The organism is Paracoccaceae bacterium Fryx2 (assembly GCA_032334235.1).
Classification (GTDB): Bacteria; Pseudomonadota; Alphaproteobacteria; order Rhodobacterales; family Rhodobacteraceae; genus JAVSGI01.
The window spans coordinates 24,227-45,343 of record JAVSGI010000005.1; the positions used below are offsets into that span (position 1 = coordinate 24,227).

Sequence of the window (21,117 nt, forward strand, 5' to 3'; positions counted from 1 at the left end):
GCGCCAAAACCAATAACATGGTGGCCCGATGAAGTTCACCAAGCCTGCCACATCCATTGATGATCAACTCGCCCTTCTGCGTCGTCGCGGCATGGTCATAGCTGACGATGTCTCCGCGCGGCACTACCTGCAGCACATCTCCTATTATCGTCTGCGCGCCTACTGGCTGCCCTATGAGGCCCCGGTTGCAAACGGTGATCATGGCTTCCTGCCCGATACGCGGTTCGAAGACGTGCTGGCCTTGTACGTTTTTGATCGGCAGCTGCGGCTGCTTATCATGGACGCGGTTGAGCGCGTGGAAGTAGCGTTGCGTGCCGGATGGGCGCATCACATGGCAATGACCTATGGCGCGCACGGCTACCTTGAGCAGAGATTATACGATAGCCGAGACCGCCACGCGCGCGCCGTTACGACACTGTCGGTTGAATTCAGTCGGTCAAAGGAAACGTTCGCCGATCACTATCGCACCAAATACACCGATCCGGTCCTGCCTCCGGTCTGGATGGCGGCCGAGGTCGTTTCGTTTGGGCAGCTGTCGAAGTGGATGGGCAACTTAAAGCTGCGGGCCGACCGCCAAGCCATCGCAAAGCCCTTTGGACTGGATGAGAAGGCATTAATCTCGTTCGTGCATCACATGAGTTATGTGCGAAACATCTGCGCCCACCACGGGCGGATGTGGAACAAGCGGTTCACTGTCACCATGTCTGTGCCAAAGTTTCCGGCAAAATTGCCGGTGGCGATGCGCGGTGCCCATGACCGGATGTTGCACAACACTCTTGTCATGCTGGATCACCTACTTCTGGTCGTGGCACCCGACAGTGGTTGGCGCGGTCGGCTGGTGGAGTTGATTGACGGCTGCCCGCAGGCCGATCCGGCGGCGATGGGCTTTCCGGCGGACTGGCGGGCGCGCGCGGCATGGAGGGTGGCGTGATGGAAATCATGCGCTTGCGTCATGTTGCGACCGTCATGAACAGCAATGTCGACAAGGTGATTGACCCTACCGAGATTCCGGTTCGGCTCTGCAACTATGTCCATGTTTACAAAAACGATTTTATCACGCCTGAAATGGAATTCGACAACGGCTCGGCGACCGAGGCTGAAATCAAGCGGTTCAGCCTGCGGGTAGATGACGTGATCATCACGAAAGATTCCGAAGATCGGCACGATATTGGCGTACCTGCCTATGTTCGCAATACGGCTGATGACTTGGTTTGCGGCTATCATCTGACTATCCTGCGCGCATTCAAGAAGAAGTGCCGTGGCGGTTTTCTGTTCTGGGCCTTGCAGTCCAAGGGTGCTCAAGAGGCATTTGCAGTCGCGGCAAGTGGAATTACTCGCTATGGACTGGGGCAAGAGGGCATCAAGGGCTTGTCGCTTCATCTTCCCGGCCTATCCATCCAGAAACTGATCGCCGATCTCCTCGACACTGAAACAGCCCGCATTGATGCGCTGATCGCAAAGAAGCAGCAGATCTTGTTGGCGATTGCGGACGCGCGTTTCTCCACCATTTCTCGCGCGGTCTCGGTCGGGCTGGATGCCAATGCGCCGCTTGTCGAAACCGAGTCACCCTACCTACCCAGCATACCTGCAACTTGGCGCATCTGGCGGCTGAAACATCTTGCCCGGGTTCGTGGCGGAATGACATTGGGTCGAACACTCCCCGAGGGCGCTGTTGTTATCACAACACCCTATCTGCGGGTCGCAAATGTGCAGGCGGGTTGGGTCAATGTCTCCGATGTTGCAGAAATCGACGTGACCGAAACTGAGATCAAGCGGTTTAGCCTGCGACGCGGCGATGTTCTGATGAACGAAGGGGGCGACAACGACAAGCTCGGTCGGGGTGCCGTCTGGCATGCGCCGTTTGAACCCTGCCTGAACCAGAACCATGTGTTCTGCGTCACGCCGGGCGATCTGCGCTATTCCGACTGGATTTCGATGGCCACTAATGCCCGATACGCACGAGACTTCTTCTATCTGCACTCGAACCAGAGCACAAACCTTGCGTCGATATCCAAAACCAATGTCGAAAAGCTGCCGATTGCGGTTCCGCCGCCCGAGGAAATGCGAGCGGTCCTTGACGATTTGAATGCCCGGCTCGATCGGTTCACCGCGATCTCGGAACGGGTCACAAACTCCATAGTTCGCCTGCGTGAATACCGTGCCGCCCTGATCACTGCCGCTGTGACAGGGCAGATCGATGTTGCTGCACATGCTCAATCAGCGGCTGCCAAGCCGCCGACGCGCGCTGTCGCCGAGGTCGTCCCGGTGCATCCCACCCCGCAACCCGTCACCGGACCAGATCGGTGCACTGTCCGTGTGCTGGTCGCCGCCGACGTGGTGCATCGGCTCGGCGCGCAGCCATCATTGGGGCGCATAAAGCTGCAAAAGATGATGTACTTGGCCGAAGCCCACGCTAACATCAATGAAATCGATGGGCGATATGAACGCTATCGCGCAGGCCCTTACGACGGCGCCATGATGCCGGAAATCGAAGTCGGGCTGCGCCAAGGACAGTTCTTCGACGCCAAGGAAGATGGCACCGCCGACCGCGGCAGGATCACTTTCCAGCGCATGCCCCGGGCCGGGGACCATCGCGACGCCTTGTCGGCACATCTAGGCGACAAGGTCGCCAGCCTTCGCAGCATGGTGGATCTTTTCAGGGACATGAATACCGAGGCAACCGAAGCCGTCGCGACCCTTTACGCCGTTTGGAACGACGCGCTGATCGATGGCCAGCAGCCCGACGATGCCGCGATCATCCGAGGCTTCCGCCAAAACTGGCACGCAGACAAGGGTAAGTTCAAAGAGGCCGATTTGCACAACTGGCTTGCCTGGATGCGCCGCAACGGCATCGTCCCGCATGGCGCGGGGCCGCGAACGATATCGACCAGCACGCCCAGCCTTTTTGAGAGTGAGTGACGGGATGATCGGTTATCAGTGGAGCGGTGCATGAGTGACGACGCAGACCATCTGCGGCATACACCGCTATTCACCGAGATGGATGACAGGGCCGCGCGTTTTGATGAATGGTCCTACCCGAAGGGGATTTTGCGGGACGGGATGGTTGCGTTGGTAGAAAATAAGCGTGGATTGGCAGATCAATACTTCAACGCGGCCGAAGCCATTGTGAAGCTGGTGAACGATAACCATGTGGCCGATTATACTGTCTCCAGCCCGATCCTTTATCTCTATCGCCACTCGTTTGAGCTTTACCTCAAGTCCCTGATCGAAGCGCATGGCGGAAAACCTGGCAGAGAACATGATCTGGCAAAGCTGATCGTCATGGCACCATGCCTGCCTGACTGGTCGCAGAACCGCATTCTTGAATTGCATGCGGTTGACCCACGCTCGACCTACCTGCGATACGGTGGCGAAAAAGGCCAGTTTCCCGGCCCCGAAGGTTGGGCCGAGATGGACTTTCTCCGCGACGCCATGCGTGCGCTCCGTGATCATTTTGTTGATTTGATTGAACGCCTGCGTCTGAATGTTCCGGCCAGCGTCGCTCGAGGAAAAAATTCATGACCAGCCCCAATATTCGCCGCGAGAAGTTGCACACCGAAGAGGCTGTCGAAATCCACCTCGTGGACCAGCTTGTTACACAGCAGGGCTGGGTGGAGCGTCCCTATGCGGCCTTTGACCGAGCGAACGCCATCGACCCCGAGATGGCGGTCGAGTTTATTCGTGCGACTCAACCCGGTGCATGGACTCGACTGAATGACCAATACCCCGGCCGCGCCGAGGCCGAACTTTCCCGGCAGATTGCCAGCCGCCTTGGCGCTGTCGGCACGCTGGAGGTGCTGCGGCAGGGTATCACCATCGTTCCAGGTATTCGCATAAGCCTGTGCGGGTTTCGTCCTGCTTCAGCGATGAACCCGGATCTGGTGCGTGCCTACGAGGGCAACATCCTGACCGCTATGCGTCAGGTGCGCTACAGTCGGTCATCGGAGAACGCCATCGACGTGGTGCTTTTTGTGAATGGCATTCCGGTGATCACGTTGGAGATTAAGAACACTCTGACGGGTTCCACCTATCAGACGGCAGAGACCCAGTATCGCCGCGACCGGTCGCCAAACGGTGAGTTCCTGCTGACGTTCAAGCGCGGGGCGCTGGTCCATTTCGCCTTGGACCAAGACAACGTGTCGATGACGACCCATCTTGAAAACGGTCGGACTCGGTTCTTGCCCTTCAACCGGGGGCGGAATGGTGGCGCGGGCAGTCCAGATATCGAAGGTGAATTTCGTATTGCCTACCTGTACCGCGATGTCCCAGGCTGCAAGGCGGTGTGGTCGCGCGAAGTGCTGCTCGATATTATCCACAAATTCGTATTGGTCAGTGAAGTCGAGGAGTCGGGTGGTAAGGTCAAGCGTACGACCATCTGGCCCCGTTTCCATCAACTTGATGCCGTGCGTCGCCTATGCGCAGATGCCAAGCAAAAGGGCGCTGGGCAGAACTACCTGTTCCAGCATTCGGCGGGTTCGGGAAAATCCAACACTATTGCATGGGTCGCCCATCAGCTTGCCACCCTGCACGATGATCAGGATCGACCAGTCTTTGACAGCGTGATCATCGTTACTGACCGGGTAGTCTTGGACAGGCAACTTCAGAACACGGTGAAATCCTTTGCCCAGACCGCGAACTATGTGAAGGCCATCGATGGCACGTCGAGGCAGTTACGGGCCGCCATCGAGCAGGGTGCCAAGATCATCATATCGACGATCCATAAGTTTTCCACGGATCAGATGAGCGTTCTGAAAAATGAGGCCCAGCGCCGGTTCGCGATCCTGATTGATGAAGCGCACAGTTCGCAATCGGGCAAACATGCCGATAGCATGGCGCGGATATTGGCGGACGGCGGGATTTCCGACGATGATGAGCACGATGGGGTGGAACGGGCCCTGCTGGAGTTGCAGCGCCTACGCGGTCCACAAACCAACCTATCGTATCTGGCTTTCACCGCGACACCTCGCAACGTTACGATGGAACGGTTCGGCATCAGTGGGCCAGACGGGTTGCCCGTTCCGTTCCATCTCTATTCTATGCGGCAGGCAATTGAGGAGGGGTTCATCCTCGACGTGCTTCAGAACTACCAGACGTATCAGGCCTATTTTGCCTTGGAGAAGGCCATCGACGAGGATCCGGAGCTTCTGGAACGAAAATCGCGGCGGAAGGTTGCCCGATACGTTGATTTCCATGAAACCGCGATGGATCAGAAAGCCGAGGTGATCGTTGAACACTTCCGTCGCCACGCCCTGCCAGAGCTGGGTGGCCACGCAAAGGCAATGGTTGTAACCTCCAGCAGGGAACATGCTATCCGCACCCATCAGGCGATCAGCCGATATGTCGTCGCGCAGGAATATGAGAATGTGCATTCTCTAGTAGCGTTTTCGGGCGAGATTTTGGTGGATGGTCAGTCCTACTCTGAGCCGGGAATGAACGGTTTTCCGGAAACGGAATTGCCCCGTCGGTTCGATGGAGCTGAGTTCAACGTGTTGGTAGTTGCTGAAAAGTATCAGACCGGATTCGACCAACCAAAGCTGTTGGCGATGTACATCGACCGCAAGCTGGACGGATTGCAGGCAGTACAAACGTTGTCGCGTTTGAACCGGACCTCTCCGACGAAAACCCGGACCTTCATTCTGGATTTCAGAAATGCGGTCCAGGACATCCAAGAGGCATTCAAGCCTTATTTCAATGCCACAGGAATGGAAGACCGTTCAGACCCAAATCAAATCTACAACCTGCAGGCGCGGTTGAATGCCTTCGGGATCCTGCAGCAGGATGAGATTGACCGCTTCGTTGGCCGGTTCCTCGGAAATAGGCAAGCTGCCGATGAGCGACCGGTATTGGAAGGGATTGTCCGTCAAGCGGTTGCTCGCTTTGAAGCCCAACTGGCTGAAGATGAACAGGAGGAATTTCGCCAGCTTTTGGCGTCGTTCCTGCGCTTCTATTCCTTCATCGCGCAAGTGGTCAGCTTGCAGGACACGGGGCTGGAAAAGCTGCATCTGTATGGCTCCTGGTTGAAGCGGTTGCTGCCGTCGCGTGCCGCGCCTGAAGGTGAAGACATAACTGACGACATGTTGCAGATGACTGCATACCGTCTACAAGATCAGGGTGTTTCGGATGGCCGCCTCCAACGTGACGATACCGCCAGCCTGTCACCAATCGACCGCTTTGGTGCGAATGCCTATACCGAGGAAGAACAAAGGGCGCTGTCCGAGATTATCGATGCATTCAACGCGCGTCATGGCACAAACTTCACTGAAGAGGACTATATCCGCTTCGAGGCGGTTAACGACGCTATTTTAGATGACGAGGCGTGGGTTGAGATTCTGCGCAACAATGCGCCGGAAGTGGTCAAGGACCGCTTTAACGCTGAGTTCATGCGCCGTGCGATCCATGTTTTCCAGCGGGACAACCAGATGCGAAACGCTTTCATGCAAGACAAGGAGGCCCGTGACATGTTGATGGAGTTGATGTTCCGTCGTGTGATGCGTGCAGCCCGAGCTGCATGATCATATGCGGTTTGAGGGTTGTGTCCTCTTGGACAGTGCCCATGGCTGCACCTTCGGCATCACCGCCGTCACTTCCATCTCGCGCAGCATGCCACCCGCCACCAACCCATCCCTCACCCAATCCAGCGCCTGCCACCAATCCTCATAGCCGCGCCGGGCGGCTGCGATCTGTTCCGGATGCGGTCGCCAGGTCACCGGGCAGGCGAGGATATCTATGGTTTTCCAAGTGCCGCGTGCAGTCGGACCTCGAACCCGGATGCGCTCAAAGCCCACGATGATGGTGCTTGATCGTTCGCCATACTGGTTCTGCTTGGTTTCCACCGGCACGCAGCGCGGCACCGCGCCGGGCATCCAGTCGGGCGTTATGCCTGCGTGCGCCATTTCGGCCACGCCGATCGCCATCCGGATGCCGCCGAGATTGTCAGGCATCCCCGCGACTGTGGCAGCGATCACTTCGGCGTCGGCATGGGTGTAGCTGCCCATCTTGTGCTGACCACCGTCAACCTTGCAGCCCAGCGCCGCGCGTTGCAGCAGGATGTATTCGAGACCAAACCCGTAGCCTTCCTCGATGGCACCCTTTGGTGGGGGCAATTCCAACTGCGCTTGTTCCACCCGGAACGCCCATTCCAGCAGCGCTTGCACGCCCAGCGCGCGTTTCACCTTAGCACCACCGGCGCGGCCAATCCGTCCCTGCATGCTCATGGCAGCGATCCGTCAAAGAGGCTCATTTGCGCTGGGCCCTCCGTTCCCTCGGTCGGCCGCCAGATCCAAGGGCCCGAGGCCATGGGCAGCTGCGAGAGTGCGCCACGCATGCGCTGCTGCCAGAGGATGAACTCCGTTGCCGAGCAGGCGCAGAGCGCATGCCCGATGGGCCAGCCCATCAGCCATCCGACGAAGATCGGATTGAGCCGCCGCCGTGCCCGGGCTTTCAGGATCCGTCGCGAGACGACCCGCCCATGCAAGGCAATCATTGAAGCCCACAGCGGGCGCGAGATCGGGCCGTGCGGTGAGAACCGCCGCCCATGCCTCCCGATCGCCGGGTCCGGGTGGGTGAAGCCCTGCTCCGCCCGGTAGTGCAGGATATCCATCCGGCTCTTGCCATCGGCGCGGGTGATGCTGGCCGCACTGCTGCCCTTCCAGTTCTGCGCCGCCGGTGTCGGCCACTGGATCGCCTGCGCCGACAACTTCGGCTCGCCCCGGCTGTTGATCTTGCCGCGCAGCCGGTCGACCTGATCGTCCGCCACCGGCGTCTGCCATTGAGCCGCCTGTGCTGGCAGGGGTGGGGTGCCGCCCGAACCATAGCTCTGACCCGGCCCGCCCTTCGCGCCGTCCGTCGCCTTGGGCGTCGACCAGTTCGTGATGCCCAGCGCAAGCGCTTCCGCCTTGCGGGTGAAGTCGCTGTTGCCCGCCGGGTTGTAGGTGGCCGTGCCCGGATGCAGGCTCATCGGTGTGGGCCAGGATGAAGATTCGTAACCGCTGGTGCGGCGCGCCAACTTCAGCCGCGCTGAACAGGCCTGCCGCAGGCGTGTAGCCCATTCTCCAAAGGTCTCGCAGCACGGCTTCAAGGCCGAGGCTGACGTGACCGGCGACGTTCTCAACGAAGACCCATTCTGGGATGCATTCCCGGATGACCCGGGCGACTTCGGGCCAGAGGTGGCGCGGATCGTCGGCGCCGCCGCGTTTGCCAGCGGCACTGAAGGGCTGGCAGGGATATCCGGCGAGAACCGTGTCAAAGGCACCGCGGAAGGACCGGGCTTTGAGGCTGCGCAAATCATCCCAGATTGGCGCTGGGGCGAAATACCCCGCGCGCTGGGCGGTGATGAGCACAGATCGAGGCCAGTCTTCACATTCGACGAAGGCGCGGGTGTGATAGCCGGGCTCGGCCAGCATGAGGCCCATATCCAAGCCTCCGCCGCCTGCGCAGAGGGACAATCCATGCCGGGGACGTGACACCATGCCATTCACCGCCCCTTTCGCAGCAGCAGCCGCTCGCGGGTGACAAGGCCACGCGCCAGCATGGCCTCGCACATGGCGTTGCTGATCATGCTGGCGGGCAGATATTCGTCGGAGTTCACCTTGGCGGCGTAAAAGGCCGCGAGTTGATCTTCACTGGGTGGAGGGCCAACATCGCGCTTGCGCTGCCGTTTGGCTTTCCCGCCGCTTGCATCTGCTGCGGCCTGCGCATCACGCTGAGCGGCGCGTTCCATGAACCGATCCAGCGCCTTTGGGCCATCGGGCGGGTTCGGGTGATCGCGCCGAGTCTCGGTGGCGGTCTCGATGATCCGATCCTCAGACAACCCGAGGTCATCGATCCAGCGGCGAACGTGCAATTGCGCTGGTAAGCCCTGCCACCACGCTGGGAGGCTGGCATCGGCGGCAAAGCCCAGCGCGCCGAGCAGTTCTGCGAAGAAATTCTCAAAATTGGAATCTCGCGCTTGCGCGTCCTCCTCCTCCTTTACAGGTTTACTTAAAGGTTCCCTTACAAGGTTAGTCTCCGGATTCCGGAGATGGCTTTGGGCAAAATCCGGAGATGGCTTTGTCGAAAATCCGGAGATGGCCCTATCTCCGGTTTCCGGAGTTGGGTCGACGTGTTGTTCTTCCTCTGTTCTGCTTAAACCGTGTCCGGTTTCCGGAGTTGGCTCTTGTGGAAACACTTCTTCAAACCCCAAGATGTAGCGTGTCGCCTGGCGCTTGTGCGTGCGCGGATCATGGACGCGGACGCGGTGGATCAAGTGCAGTTTTTCCAACTTGGCGAGGTGTTCGTTCAGCGCCGAGATCGACATTTCGGCATCATCGGCAAGCCGGGCCTGCGTCGGAAAACAGCCGAAATCCGGGTTGTGCCGGTCGCACAGAAACCAGAGCACGATCTTGGTGGCAGGCTTCAGCCCGCGTTGCTGGATGGCCCAGACAGTCGCTTTGTGGCTCATGGCTGGGCCCTCCGCACCAAGGTGGCCTCAGCGCGCTGAAATGTGTCGTGACTGACCACGCGGGTGGTGAACCCATGATCGGCAAGTGCACCCAGCGCATCGTCGAGACTGCGCACCAGTGCCCAGCCAAAGCCCTGCGCCAGCATGGCATCTCGAAACGCCTCCTGCGTGGGGCTCAGCCGCCCCTTGAGGGATTTCAGCTCCAGGAACAGTACGCGGCCATCGCAGAGCACGATCAAATCCGCAAAACCTGCATGCACACCCATGCCCACAAGGATCGCCTGGCGCTTCGCCCCACGGGGACCTGCCTCGGTTACCTCGTTGACGCAGTGATGAATGATTGCCCCCTTTGGGAGGGCAAAGCGAAGGGCGACCACAACAGCGCGTTGCAGATCTGCCTCCGGTGTCCCGCGCCGCTTCATCCTCGGTCCTCCCCGTCGCGAGACCTGCGATCGTCACGTCCGGGTGATTTAGCGTCTATGATGACCAGTAAGATGCGCGCATCCTCGCATTCCTCTGGCGTCTCGCCGTGCTGGACCAGAACCTTGCAGGCCATGCGCAGCAGGTGATCGGAATGATGAGCCACATCGGCCACAACTATCCGCGCCTCACGGCGGCGGTCGTCGATCCAGTCCTGGCGGGCCGCGTCACGCTCACCGCGCTGGTTGTGCTTGCGGAAGGGCAGCGAGATGCTCATCGACGGCTCCTCCGTTGACGGGGCGCGCGGCTTTGCTCACGGTTCAGCAGCCACTGCTCGACGCTGCTGCGGCGATAGAAGACCTTGCGCCCAATGCGCATGCAGGGCGGTCCCTCGCGCCTGGCCTCCCAGCGCGACAGCGTGTCGGGCTTCAGCATAAGGTCTTCGGCCAGATGCTCGCGGCTGATCCAGTCCGAGAGCAGGCTCAAAGGCTCGGTGGTCGGTTCAAGTGTCATCGTCTCTGACATGGGTGATCTCCTCGGTTCGCGCCCGAGACAGTCGGGCTGGGGAGATCACAGCAGAGGCCGAGGGGTGGAAACGAGGCGGAAGGTGGAATTGGGGCCGCAGACAAATTCCACCCCATATTTTATTGGGTATTTTTAGTTTTGTGCGCGCCAGCCGTTCGGTTTTGAAGGCAGATTCCGGAATTTTCCGGGGTAATTCCACCCCCACAGAATGGACACTTCAGCGCTGCTCCATGAATGGCTGCTTTGGTTCAGCGTTCAGCGGGGCGCACGGGATGGGCTGGGTGCGGAACGGCATGGGAACGCGTTCCACTCGGACGAGACCGCGTTTTTATGGAAATGAGGGGAAATCACTGCGCCGGTGTTCAGAAACCAGCTCGCGCAATTCATCCGGAGCGACGACTTCAACCGTGTCGCCCCATTTGTAAAGATGCCAGGCCATCTCCAACCAACCGCCCGCCTCAAAGCTGACGATCAGACCGCCATCTTGGTCATCCTGCAGTATCTGATTGGGATGAAACACATAGTCCCGCGCGAAGGGTGCCGCACGTTTGTTAAAGCGCCAAATCACGGTGCCAAATTCGGTTTCTGAATCAAACGACCCAAATGTTCGCGCGGCATGTGCATGGAGGTCAAATTCCTGATCCCGTGCAAAGCTCTCGTTCAGGCGTCGGGCCTTGAGGATACGATCAATCTGCAAATGCCTGGTGCGTTTGTCCGCATCGGGCACGCGGCAAACGAGATAACAGCGCAGACCGAACAGAACCCCGTATGGCTCAACAGTGCGCATGCAGGGGGCATCATCCCGCTCACCCAGATAGGTGATTTCCAGCTTGAACGGTCCCTTGAGGGCCAGATCGATCACCTCGAGAATTTCGGGATCATAGGAGGTATGAGGGCTGGGGCGACAGGTATGTCCCCGAGCTTGCAGCGTGGCCTCCGCGTCCACCTCAGCGCGCAGGACCTCGCCCACGGGATGAAGCGATATCACGCGATTGCGTAAAGTTTTCAGTGCTCTCGCTTCGGTTGCGGCCCCTTCCCGCAGAGCCCGGCGTATACCCATCTCCAGCGCGGAGAGTTCGTCATCCTGGATGCCCTGCAATCGCAATTGGCGCGTATCCCCTGCAAATGACCACCATTTCCGGCGGTCGGTCAAATCGATGCGCACGTTCACCGCCGGGAAGACAGTCTCCAGCGCACGTGCCATGCGCTGCGCGCTGCGGTGGTTTACATTGAAGGTGGCCTGAATATCCAAGAGGCTGACGCCCTTTGGGCGCAGGGCTGCCATGTCGGCGAGCTTCATCAACTCCAGCGTTTTTGAAAAGGGAACATAGGTCATGAATGGGGGTGCCATAGTTTTACGCCCTCACTAGTGCATTTGGTGCAGGTTTCCGCAAGCTGTCAGAACCGGCTGGAGCGATTCTTGCGCTCCCTTGGTACATAGATTTCGCAAATCATCCCCGCGCGCTGTCAGCGCGCGATCGGGAACACATTGCCCGGGCGCAGCGTGGGCAATGGCGAAGTATGTGCGGCTGGCTGAATGGTGGCGGAAACAAAGGAGAATGATTATGACAGCCTCACCAAGTGCGTTCTTTTCGATCATGGAATTGGCAATCCGCTGGGAATGCCCTGTGCACAGGGTGGTGGATGCTGCCATCCTTGGGCAGCTGCGCGTTATTGTCGGTATTTCGCCGGTCAATTGCGGGCATCACCGGATCGGGGGGCTCGTCCAGGTCAATGTCGCGGATATGATGCCCATGTTTCGTCGGATCGGTCCCAGCGAAGACGCAGCCACGCTGCGCCGTCTTGCCCCGTATGAGGGAGGAGATTGGATATTCATTACCGATCCGGCTGAAGGGATTGTTATCCGCAGCGCTGATCTGCTGGTGCCGGGACAGGATGTTCAGCGCTATGAAGATGAACACGACATTTTGCGCAGAAGCGCCCACTCGGCTGGGGCAACGCCGCGGTATGATTGGGATGCCATGTACGCGTGGCTCTTCAAACGCATCAATGATGAAGGGGTGCCAGAAACTCAGGCGGCCTTGGTGGGGGATGTGCAGGACTGGTTCATCCGCAACTCGAAGTCCGGCAAGGTTCCGGAGGACAGCACGATTCGAAAGCGCATCCTGCTGATCTGGCGGCTCTTGCGCGGGGGGAAGTAACGCCCAGCGCTTAGGCTGAGCGATTGTCCTTGTCGGCATCATGGACAAGCTGGGGGCGTGGCCGGAAAATGCTGGCCACGCTGTCCACGCCTGCACGCAGTGGCGATTCCATCAAATGGGCATAACGCTGTGTTGTTTGCATCTGGCTGTGGCCAAGCAGCCGCCCGATGACTTCGAGTGAGGCGCCACCGCTGACCAGAAGCGACGCGAAGGTGTGGCGCAGATCGTGGATGCGCACATCTGGCAGATCGGCCTCCTGCCGGATTTTGAGCCAGAAGCGGCGGACTTCCCGCACGGGCTTACCGATGGCATCGCCGGGAAAGAGCCATACATTTTCTTTCGGTACCACCAGCTTGCGCTGGCGCACGATGGCCACCACGTCTTGCGATATCGGCACACGGTGGATCTTGCGCTGCTTGGTGGTCGATGCGGGTTTTGACCAGATGGCGTAGTCGAGGTTGAACTGTTCAAACCGCGCCGTGCGCACCTCGCCGACGCGCGCGCCGGTCAGCATACACAGGCGCATGATTGAAGCGCCCCGCTGATCCGCCGCTTTGTCGAGTGCTGCGGCAAGCCGGACCAACTCCTCGGGGCTCAGGAAGCGCTCGCGGGCATGCTCAAGCCGCCGGTGAAAGCCCTGCGCGGGGTTGTCTGCGCGCCACTCCCATTCCACGGCCAATGTGAACATCTTGCGCAGCACCTCGCCCACGCGGTTGGCGCGTACTGGCGTTGGCTTGTGGCCCTGAAGCTTGCGCGCGCGGTTGTTGGGCTTTAGCTTGCAGGGGCGCGGTCGGCCCTCGGCCACAAAATCCAAAAACTTCGCAACATCAGATTTGGTGATGTCGGTGACCAGCCGGTCACCCCATGCAGGCTCAAGCATCTGCCGGAGCATTGATGTCTGATCACCCGCGTTGACCTGTGCCAGTTTGGGCAGGTGTTCGCGGATGTAACGGTCGATCATGTCGGTGATGTGTGGCGCTTCGCGCAGCTCTTCCTTGGCCGCCAGCGGATCCTGACCTTCGTCGATCATGCGGCGCAGGTCTTTGGCACGTTCGCGCGCGGCCGTCACACTCCACTCTGGCCAGCGGCCAATGGTCATGCGCCGCTGGCGCCCGGCGTAACGGTAATCCAGCGTGAACGTCCGCATGCCGGACGTCTGCACCTTTGCCGCAAGACCAAGAATTTCTGTGTCAAAAATCTGGTAGCTGTTGCCCTCGATTGGCTCTGCCTCACGCAGAGCTTTCTCATTCAGTTTCAATCGTTTGACCATCAAATTGGCCTCCTTTCCCAATAGACACAGGCGTAGATCGGCACCTCTATCAAGTCAGAACATGGGGCAGGGGGCGGAAAACAGGCGGAAGGTGGAATTGGGGCCTAGCTTGAATTCCACCCAATGATGCCAATGGGTTAGGATTGGCACCCAGCGCAGGCTGGGAGAGAATCGCGGAAACATTGGGAATAATCCGGACTTCGTTAAAGGGGCGGCACGCGCCCCAACGATTTATCTTATTGGACGGCGATTTTGGCCCTACTTTCGCCTCTGGTCCTGACTCCAGCATCACACATGAAATACGCACGTCGCTTGGTTCTGCGATGGTTGAGCGGCATAATCACTTCCTGCTTGTCTTATGAAGGTCCCAGCTTTTGTGCGAAACAAGAGCCACAGACAAGCATTTTGAAATGCTTGTCTGTGGTGGTGGTTGGATCGTTTAGAGCTTGGTCTTTGAGGACCGTATCAGAGTAAGATCAACCACCACCTTCGCCACAGGCCTGAACGGATACAGAGCGGCACGAAGCCCTCTAGGACAAGCATAGGATATGACGAAGATGCCCGATGATACCATTGGTATAGATATTTCCAAAGCCACTTTAGACATTCACCGGCTGAGCGACGGGAAGATGATGTCGTTTAGCAATTGCCCTGCAGGATTTAAGGCGCTTTCCAAGTTCTGCGCACAGACGACGGTAACACGCGTTGTTTATGAAGCAACAGGCGCTTACCACGGTGGGCTGGAGCGCGCCTTGGGTGCGCATTTACCATTGGTAAAGGTGAACCCTTTGCAGGCGCGCCGATTTGCGCAAGCACAAGGTGTACGCGCAAAAACCGACGCCGTTGATGCAAAAATGCTGGCCGCCATGGGGAATGCTTTTGCATTACAACCAGATGAGCCAGCCACAAAAATACAACATGACCTTAAGGAGTTACGCTCATTCAGATCGGGATTGATCAAGGATAGAACGGGCATCATGAGTCGTCTGAAAACCCAAACCCTGCCCATCACTTGCCGTCAAAGTAAAACCCGCTTGGCTCAAGTTGATAAGAACATCGCTGAAATTAATGCTGAGATTGACCGTCTGATAAATTCCAATGACACGCTGGCGAACTCAATGAAAATTCTCCGCTCAATTCCTGGCATTGGTGCGGTCTGTGCTTCAACCATTCTCATAGAGATGCCTGAAATCGGGAGTATGGACCGAAAGCAGGTGGCTTGTTTAACTGGAGTAGCGCCGATGACACGGCAATCTGGACAATGGCGAGGGAAATCATTCATTCAGGGTGGTCGCAAAGTAGTGAGGGACGCCCTCTACATGCCAGCCTTGGTCGCGATGAGATTCAACCCTGACCTCAAGGCAAAATATCAAGCCATGATTAAAGCTGTTGATGAGCGACAACCATCTTGGCCGGTGCCGACAACCACCTTGGCCGGTGGGGCTGGACGGAAGACGGGCATGCCCGTCTGGAGGGCAGCCCCACCGGCCTGATTGATTTTGGGAATAGGTGCAGGTCGCTGCGGGTTGGTAAACTGGGGTCTTCTGCCTTCAAACGGAGGACCTGGATTGGCCTACAAACCCATCACCGACCAGCAATTGAGAGTATACATGACCGACCTCCAAAATCACAGTCAGCGCACCGCGGCTGCCCGCGCCGGGTTCAGCGAACGGACCGCCAGACGCTTCGATGCCGACCCGACACCGCCTTCGCATCGTAAGATCATTCATGGGCGCACGGTGGCCGATCCCCTTGAAGACTATTGGGAGACCGATCTTCTTCCTCTGCTTGAGAAGGACAGCGCGTTGCAGTCCGTCACCCTGTTGCGCCACCTTCAAAGCGCGCATCCAATGGCGTTCCCCGATGATCGTATTCGGCGCACCCTGGAGCGGCGGGTGCGCCAGTGGCGGGCGCTGAGCGGCCCCGAGCGCGACATCATCTTCCGCCAGACGCCGGAGCCGGGATATATGGGCCAATCCGACTTCACCCATGCTGACGAGCTGGGCGTGACGATCGCAGGGCAGCCGTTCCCGCACCTGCTTTATCACTTCGTCATGGTCTACAGCCGCTGGGAACATGTCGGCGTGGTTCTTGGCGGCGAAAGCTTCACGGCCTTGGCCGAGAACCTGCAGCAGGCCCTTTGGTCGCTTGGCGGCGTGCCGCAAAACCACCGCACCGACAGCCTCTCAGCCGCTTTCCGTAATCTGACTGTCGATCAACGCGAAGATATGACGCAGCGCTATGATGCCTTCGTCAGTCATTACGGCATGGATGCCAGCCGCAACAACCGTGGTGAGGCCCACGAGAACGGGGCGGTGGAATCCCAGAACCGGCACCTCAAGTCCGCAATCAATCAGGCGTTGATCCTGCGCGGCAGCCGCGACTTCGCATGCGTCAAAGACTACCGGCGCTTTGTCGACATGCTGGTTGCCAGGCGCAACAAGCAACGGGTGGCTGCCGTTCAGGCAGAAAGGACGCATTTGAAGCCCTTGCCGCAACGGCGGACGACAGACTTCACTGAGATTGTGGCGCCGGTCACCCGGACGGGTGGGTTCCTGATCAAGAGCATCTTCTACAGCGCCCCATCGCAGTTGATCGGGCAACGTTTGCGGGTTCACCTCTACGATGACCGCATTGAGGCGTTTCTGGGCGGCACCCTCGTCGTGACCCATCCCCGGGCCCGTGGACGCAACGATGGCCATCGCGTCCACGTCATCAACTACCACCATGTCATCCACGCCCTGAAGCGCAAACCGCAAGCCCTGTGGAGTTCGATCTACCGCGACAGCCTGTTCCCCCGGACTGAATACGCCGAGGCATGGAAGGTATTGCAGCGGGACCTGCCAAGGCGGGACGCCTGCCGCCGGATGGTCGATCTGCTGTTCATTGCACATGTTCAAGCCTGTGAGGCGGAACTGGCGCATCTGCTGGCAGCAGACCTCGACGCAGGTCGGGTGCCGGAGCCCAAGGCCCTGGTGTTGCTGCTGGCTCCAAAGGCCACAGCATTGCCAAGGGACGTTGCTGTCGCTCACCCCTCGCTGGACAGCTTCGATGCTCTCTTGGGGGCAAGCGCATGACCGCCCGCGAGATCGACATCCACACGCTGCCCAGCATGCTGACCGCGCTGCGGCTGCCCAGCTTCCACAAACTCTGGGCCGAGATTGCCACCCGCGCCGACACCGAAGGCTGGCCAGCCGCCCGTTTCCTTGCCGTTCTGGCGGAATATGAACTGGCCGAGCGGGACATGCGCCGCATCAGGCGGCATCTGAACGAGGCACAACTACCGGCAGGCAAAACACTGGCAACCTTCGACTTCAAGGCCCTGCCAACCTTGCCGCGCCCCCGCATCGAGGCCCTGGCGGCAGGCGATTGGCTGGACGGCGGCGGCAACCTGATCGCAATCGGCAACTCAGGCACCGGCAAGACCCACATCCTGTGCGCTATTGGTCATGCCTTGATCGAAGCAGGACATCGCGTCTTCTACACCCGGACCAGCGATCTCGTGCAGAGGCTTCAGGCCGCGCGACGCGACCTCGTTCTCGAGGCGGCCTTGGCCAAACTCGACAAGTTCGACCTGATCATCCTCGACGACATCACCTATGCCCACAAGGATCAGGCTGAAACCGGCGTCCTCTTCGAACTGATCGCTCGGCGCTATGAATATCGCAGCATCGCCATCGCGGCCAACCAACCGTTCAGCGGCTGGGATCAGATCTTCCCCGACAAAGCCATGACTGTCGCCGCCATCGACCGCCTCGTCCATCACGCCAGCATTCTTGAGATGAACGCCGAAAGCTTCCGTCAGCGCGCCGCCGCCTCAAACAAAAGGGCACAGGCCGAAGCCCCAGCGACAACCATCACCGACAACCAAAACGAAGGAGAAACCTAACCAGAAACATTGAACGACACGCCAACCTCAGCGGCCTGAAACCCGGCCAAGATGGTTGTCGCGCGCTGACAAGGTGGTTGACGTTCTACAAGCTGGAAAGCCACCAAAAGTCGCCCTTACTGCGCTCATGCGAAAGCTGATTGAACTCGCCAACGCCCTCATCAAAGCAAACCGAAATTGGGTGATTAAAGAGGCTTGATCAAGACGGATACTCTGGTCAACGTCTGGTCAACCCGTGAACACAATTTTGGGCACATTGAGAGCCATCTCAACCCTTCGAAATCCGATCAAAAACGGCGAACACGTTTGTGCTTTCAAAGGCTTGTCCCGTAAGTGCTTGAAATTAAGAGGTTCCTGTATTTCAATGGGTTGTGGCTCATAACCTGAAGGTCACAGGTTCAAATCCTGTCCCCGCAACCAACACTAATTCGCAAATGTTATCAATGGCTTCGGAAATTCCATCCGAGGCCGCGCGGCTGTTTGGGCCCCCGGTGGCGCTGCCGGGGCCGACCACGGGCAGCCCGGTCGCGAATCGCAGCAGGCCCGCCAGCGCCCCGTGCAGGTCGATCAGCAGCCCCTCCCCCTCAGGGTCTGGGCTCAGCACGATCTTCTCGATCAGCGCCCGCAGCGTCTCCTTCGACATCTCCATCCCGTCCGCGTCCCCCAAGGCCGCGATCAGCGCCGAAACCTTGGCACGGTAGACCCCCGCCATCCCCGGATGAAACCGCACAGGGGCGGGGGCGTCGGTCGCGGCCAGCTGCGCCTCGAGCAGTTGGCGCCGCGCATCGAGGTCGATCATCCGGTCCCTGACCTGCAGCGCCGGGACGCCCGCGATGATGGCGTCCACCAGCTTCGCGTGGTCGCGCTTCTGTTGCGCGACAACCATCTTGGCCGGTGCCGACAACCACCTTGGCCGGTGGGGCTGAACGGAAGACGGGCATGCCCGTCTGGAGGGCAGCCCCACCGGCCTGATTGATTTCGGGGAAGGTGCTGGTCGCTGCGGGTTGGTAAGCCGGGTTCCTCTGCCGTCAAACGGAGGATCCGGGTTGGCCTACAAACCCATCAACGACCAGCAATTGAGATTATACATGTCCGACCTCCGATATCACAGTCAGCGCACGTCGGCCGCCCGCGCCGGGTTCAGCGAGCGCACGGCCCGACGGTTCGATGCCAACCCGACGCTGCCCTCGAACCGCAAGATCGTTCACGGGCGCACGGTGGCCGATCCCCTCGAGGGTTATTGGGAGGGCGACATCCTTCCCTTGCTGGAGAGGGACAGCGCCTTGCAGGCCGTCACCCTGCTGCGCCACCTTCAGGGCCTGCACCCGCTGGCCTTCCCCGATGACCGGATCCGGCGCACCCTGGAACGGCGGGTGCGGCAGTGGCGGGCGCTGAACGGACCCGAGCGCGACATCATCTTCCGCCAGACGCCGGAGCCGGGCCGCATGGCCCAGTCCGACTTCACTCATGCCGAGGAGCTGGAGGTGACGATCGCGGGCCAGCTATTCCCGCATCTGCTCTACCACTTCGTCATGGTCTACAGCCGGTGGGAGCATGTCGGGGTGGTCCTGGGCGGGGAGAGCTTCACGGCCTTGGCCGAGAACCTGCAGCAGGCGCTCTGGTCGCTCGGCGGGGCACCACAGGAGCATCGCACCGACAGCCTCTCGGCCGCTTTCCGCAACCTGACGGCTGACCAGCGCCAGGATATCACCACGCGCTACAATGCCTTCGTCGGCCATTACGGCATGGAGGCCAGTCGCAACAACCGCGGGGAAGCTCATGAGAACGGCGCGGTGGAGTCCCAGAACCGGCACCTGAAGAAGGCCATCGAACAGGCGCTGATCCTGCGCGGCAGCCGCGACTTCGCCAGCATCGAGGACTACCGCCGCTTCATCGACATTCTGGTGGCACGGCGCAACCGGCAGCGGGCGGCGGCCACGCAGGTGGAACGGGCGCATCTGAAGCCCCTGCCGTCCCGGCGCACCACCGACTTTACAGAGACCGTGGTTCCGGTCACCCGCACCAGCGGCTTTCTGGTCAAGAGCATCTTCTACAGCGCCCCGTCGCAGCTGATCGGGCAGCGCTTGCGGGTCCACCTTTACGACGATCGCCTTGAGGCCTTTCTCGGCAGCACCCTGGTCGTCAGCCATACAAGGGCGCGAGGTCGCGGCGATGGCCATCGCGTGCATGTCATCAACTACCATCACGTCATCCATGCGCTGCGGCGCAAACCGCAAGCCCTGTGGAGTTCGATCTACCGCGACAGCCTGTTCCCGCGAACCGAATACGCTGAGGCCTGGAAGGTGCTGCAGCGCGATCTGCCCCGCCGCGACGCCTGCCGCCGCATGGTCGACCTGCTGTTCATCGCCCACGACCGGGCCTGCGAGGCGGAACTGGCACATCTGCTGGCAGCAGAATTGGACGCGGGCCGGGTGCCCGATCCCGGACCTCTGGCATCCTGCCTGAACCCGCGGCAAACGGCGCTGCCGAGAGATGTTGCCGTCGCCCATCCCTCGCTCGACAGCTTCGATGCCCTTCTGGGAGCCTGCGCATGACCTCCCGCGAGATCGACATCCACACGCTGCCAGGCATGCTGACCGCGCTGCGCCTGCCCAGCTTCCACAAGCTTTGGGCCGACATCGCCACCCGTGCCGACACCGAAGGCTGGCCCGCTGCCCGCTTTCTGGCCGTCCTCGCGGAATACGAGCTGGCCGAACGCGACATGCGCCGCATTCAGCGCCACATGAACGAGGCACAGCTACCGGCTGGCAAGACGCTGGCGACCTTCGACTTCAAGGCGCTGCCAACCCTGCCGCGCGCCCGGATCGAGGCCTTGGCGGCCGGCGACTGGCTGGAGGGTGGCGGCAATCTGATCGCCATCGGCAATTCCGGCACGGGCAAGACGCACATTCTCTGCGCGATAGGCCATGCCCTGATCGAGCGGGGACACCGCGTGTTCTATACCCGCACCAGCGATCTGGTGCAGCGACTTCAGGCCGCCCGCCGCGATCTGGTGCTCGAAGCCGCGCTCGCCAAGCTCGACAAGTTCGACCTGATCATCCTCGACGACATCACCTACGCCCACAAGGATCAGGCCGAAACCGGCGTGCTCTTCGAACTGATCGCCCGGCGCTACGAATACCGCAGCATCGCCATCGCCGCCAACCAGCCCTTCAGCGGCTGGGACCAGATCTTCCCGGACAAGGCGATGACCGTCGCCGCCATCGACCGGCTGGTTCATCACGCAGCGATCCTGGAGATGAATGCCGAAAGCTTCCGCCAGCGCGCGGCCGCCTCCAACAAAGAGGCGCTGAGCAGACCGCCAACGACAACCATCGCCGACAACAAGGACAAAGGAGAAGGCTGAGCGAAAAACAATTCCAGATACGCCAACCCAGCGGCCTAAAACCGG

Annotated in this window: 20 protein-coding genes and 1 pseudogene; 12 read left to right on the top strand and 9 right to left on the bottom strand. The window is 59.9% G+C overall.

From position 1 onward, the window contains the following. Positions 1 to 28: 28 nt before the first annotated feature. The 4 genes from RNZ50_09350 to RNZ50_09365 are packed head-to-tail and all read left to right on the top strand — an operon-like array spanning position 29 to position 6,512. Positions 29 to 931 (top strand): Abi family protein, encoded by a 903-nt coding sequence (locus tag RNZ50_09350; protein ID MDT8855215.1) that lies wholly within the window; start codon positions 29 to 31, stop codon positions 929 to 931. Next, positions 931 to 2,919, top strand: coding sequence for a hypothetical protein (locus RNZ50_09355; GenBank protein MDT8855216.1), 1,989 nt, complete (start codon positions 931 to 933; stop codon positions 2,917 to 2,919). The genes RNZ50_09350 and RNZ50_09355 overlap by 1 nt, the downstream gene beginning before the upstream one ends. Positions 2,920 to 2,949: 30 nt before the next feature. Next, complete coding sequence (locus tag RNZ50_09360; GenBank protein ID MDT8855217.1) at positions 2,950 to 3,522, top strand: hypothetical protein; 573 nt, start codon at positions 2,950 to 2,952, stop codon at positions 3,520 to 3,522. Next, positions 3,519 to 6,512: a DEAD/DEAH box helicase family protein gene (locus RNZ50_09365; GenBank protein ID MDT8855218.1), complete on the top strand. Its 2,994-nt coding sequence runs from the start codon at positions 3,519 to 3,521 to the stop codon at positions 6,510 to 6,512. The genes RNZ50_09360 and RNZ50_09365 overlap by 4 nt, the downstream gene beginning before the upstream one ends. Here the strand turns inward: RNZ50_09365 and RNZ50_09370 are convergent, their stop codons facing one another. Together RNZ50_09370 and RNZ50_09375 are read right to left on the bottom strand one after the other, a co-directional pair. After that, the gene (locus RNZ50_09370) at positions 6,513 to 7,214 is read right to left on the bottom strand and encodes a hypothetical protein (protein ID MDT8855219.1); all 702 of its coding nucleotides are present in this window, start codon (positions 7,212 to 7,214) and stop codon (positions 6,513 to 6,515) included. Next, a complete protein-coding gene (locus tag RNZ50_09375; protein MDT8855220.1) occupies positions 7,211 to 7,957 on the bottom strand; it encodes a DNA methyltransferase in 747 nt (248 codons plus the stop codon). Before RNZ50_09375 ends, RNZ50_09370 begins: the two co-directional genes overlap by 4 nt. Positions 7,958 to 8,090: 133 nt before the next feature. On the opposite strand from RNZ50_09375, the gene RNZ50_09380 reads away from it, so the two are divergent. Next, entirely contained in the window at positions 8,091 to 8,462 is a 372-nt protein-coding gene (locus RNZ50_09380; GenBank protein ID MDT8855221.1) for a hypothetical protein, read from the top strand. An 11-nt stretch (positions 8,463 to 8,473) separates the two neighbouring features. Here RNZ50_09380 and RNZ50_09385 read toward each other — a convergent pair whose 3' ends face one another. The 5 genes from RNZ50_09385 to RNZ50_09405 all read right to left on the bottom strand — a co-directional run bounded on the left by RNZ50_09385 (position 8,474) and on the right by RNZ50_09405 (position 11,720). Then, the gene (locus tag RNZ50_09385; protein ID MDT8855222.1) at positions 8,474 to 9,439 is read right to left on the bottom strand and encodes a helix-turn-helix domain-containing protein; all 966 of its coding nucleotides are present in this window, start codon (positions 9,437 to 9,439) and stop codon (positions 8,474 to 8,476) included. Then, positions 9,436 to 9,861: a VRR-NUC domain-containing protein gene (locus tag RNZ50_09390; GenBank protein MDT8855223.1), complete on the bottom strand. Its 426-nt coding sequence runs from the start codon at positions 9,859 to 9,861 to the stop codon at positions 9,436 to 9,438. The genes RNZ50_09385 and RNZ50_09390 overlap by 4 nt, the downstream gene beginning before the upstream one ends. Then, complete coding sequence (locus RNZ50_09395; GenBank protein MDT8855224.1) at positions 9,858 to 10,136, bottom strand: hypothetical protein; 279 nt, start codon at positions 10,134 to 10,136, stop codon at positions 9,858 to 9,860. The genes RNZ50_09390 and RNZ50_09395 overlap by 4 nt, the downstream gene beginning before the upstream one ends. After that, positions 10,133 to 10,384, bottom strand: coding sequence for a DNA-binding protein (locus tag RNZ50_09400; GenBank protein MDT8855225.1), 252 nt, complete (start codon positions 10,382 to 10,384; stop codon positions 10,133 to 10,135). Before RNZ50_09400 ends, RNZ50_09395 begins: the two co-directional genes overlap by 4 nt. A gap of 328 nt (positions 10,385 to 10,712) precedes the next feature. After that, on the bottom strand, positions 10,713 to 11,720 hold the full coding sequence (locus RNZ50_09405) for a WYL domain-containing protein (protein MDT8855226.1): 1,008 nt from the start codon (positions 11,718 to 11,720) through the stop codon (positions 10,713 to 10,715). A gap of 175 nt (positions 11,721 to 11,895) precedes the next feature. Between RNZ50_09405 and RNZ50_09410 the strand changes: the two genes are divergently transcribed. After that, positions 11,896 to 12,546, top strand: a complete 651-nt coding sequence (locus tag RNZ50_09410) for a hypothetical protein (protein ID MDT8855227.1) — start codon at positions 11,896 to 11,898, stop codon at positions 12,544 to 12,546. Positions 12,547 to 12,556: 10 nt separating this feature from the next. Here RNZ50_09410 and RNZ50_09415 read toward each other — a convergent pair whose 3' ends face one another. After that, complete coding sequence (locus RNZ50_09415) at positions 12,557 to 13,816, bottom strand: site-specific integrase (GenBank protein MDT8855228.1); 1,260 nt, start codon at positions 13,814 to 13,816, stop codon at positions 12,557 to 12,559. Positions 13,817 to 14,373: 557 nt separating this feature from the next. Here RNZ50_09415 and RNZ50_09420 point away from each other — a divergent pair. The 4 genes and pseudogenes from RNZ50_09420 to RNZ50_09435 all read left to right on the top strand — a co-directional run bounded on the left by RNZ50_09420 (position 14,374) and on the right by RNZ50_09435 (position 17,904). Continuing rightward, the gene (locus tag RNZ50_09420; GenBank protein ID MDT8855229.1) at positions 14,374 to 15,309 is read left to right on the top strand and encodes a transposase; all 936 of its coding nucleotides are present in this window, start codon (positions 14,374 to 14,376) and stop codon (positions 15,307 to 15,309) included. Positions 15,310 to 15,384: 75 nt separating this feature from the next. After that, a complete protein-coding gene (gene istA / locus RNZ50_09425) occupies positions 15,385 to 16,893 on the top strand; it encodes an IS21 family transposase (protein MDT8855230.1) in 1,509 nt (502 codons plus the stop codon). Continuing rightward, positions 16,890 to 17,705, top strand: a complete 816-nt coding sequence (gene istB, locus RNZ50_09430) for an IS21-like element helper ATPase IstB (protein MDT8855231.1) — start codon at positions 16,890 to 16,892, stop codon at positions 17,703 to 17,705. Before istA (RNZ50_09425) ends, istB (RNZ50_09430) begins: the two co-directional genes overlap by 4 nt. Before the next feature lie 94 nt (positions 17,706 to 17,799). Beyond that, positions 17,800 to 17,904, top strand: a pseudogene (locus RNZ50_09435) (IS110 family transposase). Between the two features lie 177 nt (positions 17,905 to 18,081). Here the strand turns inward: RNZ50_09435 and RNZ50_09440 are convergent. Beyond that, complete coding sequence (locus tag RNZ50_09440) at positions 18,082 to 18,609, bottom strand: hypothetical protein (GenBank protein ID MDT8855232.1); 528 nt, start codon at positions 18,607 to 18,609, stop codon at positions 18,082 to 18,084. A gap of 142 nt (positions 18,610 to 18,751) precedes the next feature. On the opposite strand from RNZ50_09440, the gene istA (RNZ50_09445) reads away from it, so the two are divergent. Continuing rightward, positions 18,752 to 20,260, top strand: coding sequence for an IS21 family transposase (istA, locus tag RNZ50_09445; GenBank protein MDT8855233.1), 1,509 nt, complete (start codon positions 18,752 to 18,754; stop codon positions 20,258 to 20,260). Next, positions 20,257 to 21,072: an IS21-like element helper ATPase IstB gene (istB, locus tag RNZ50_09450; GenBank protein MDT8855234.1), complete on the top strand. Its 816-nt coding sequence runs from the start codon at positions 20,257 to 20,259 to the stop codon at positions 21,070 to 21,072. The genes istA (RNZ50_09445) and istB (RNZ50_09450) overlap by 4 nt, the downstream gene beginning before the upstream one ends. Positions 21,073 to 21,117 lie beyond the last annotated feature (45 nt).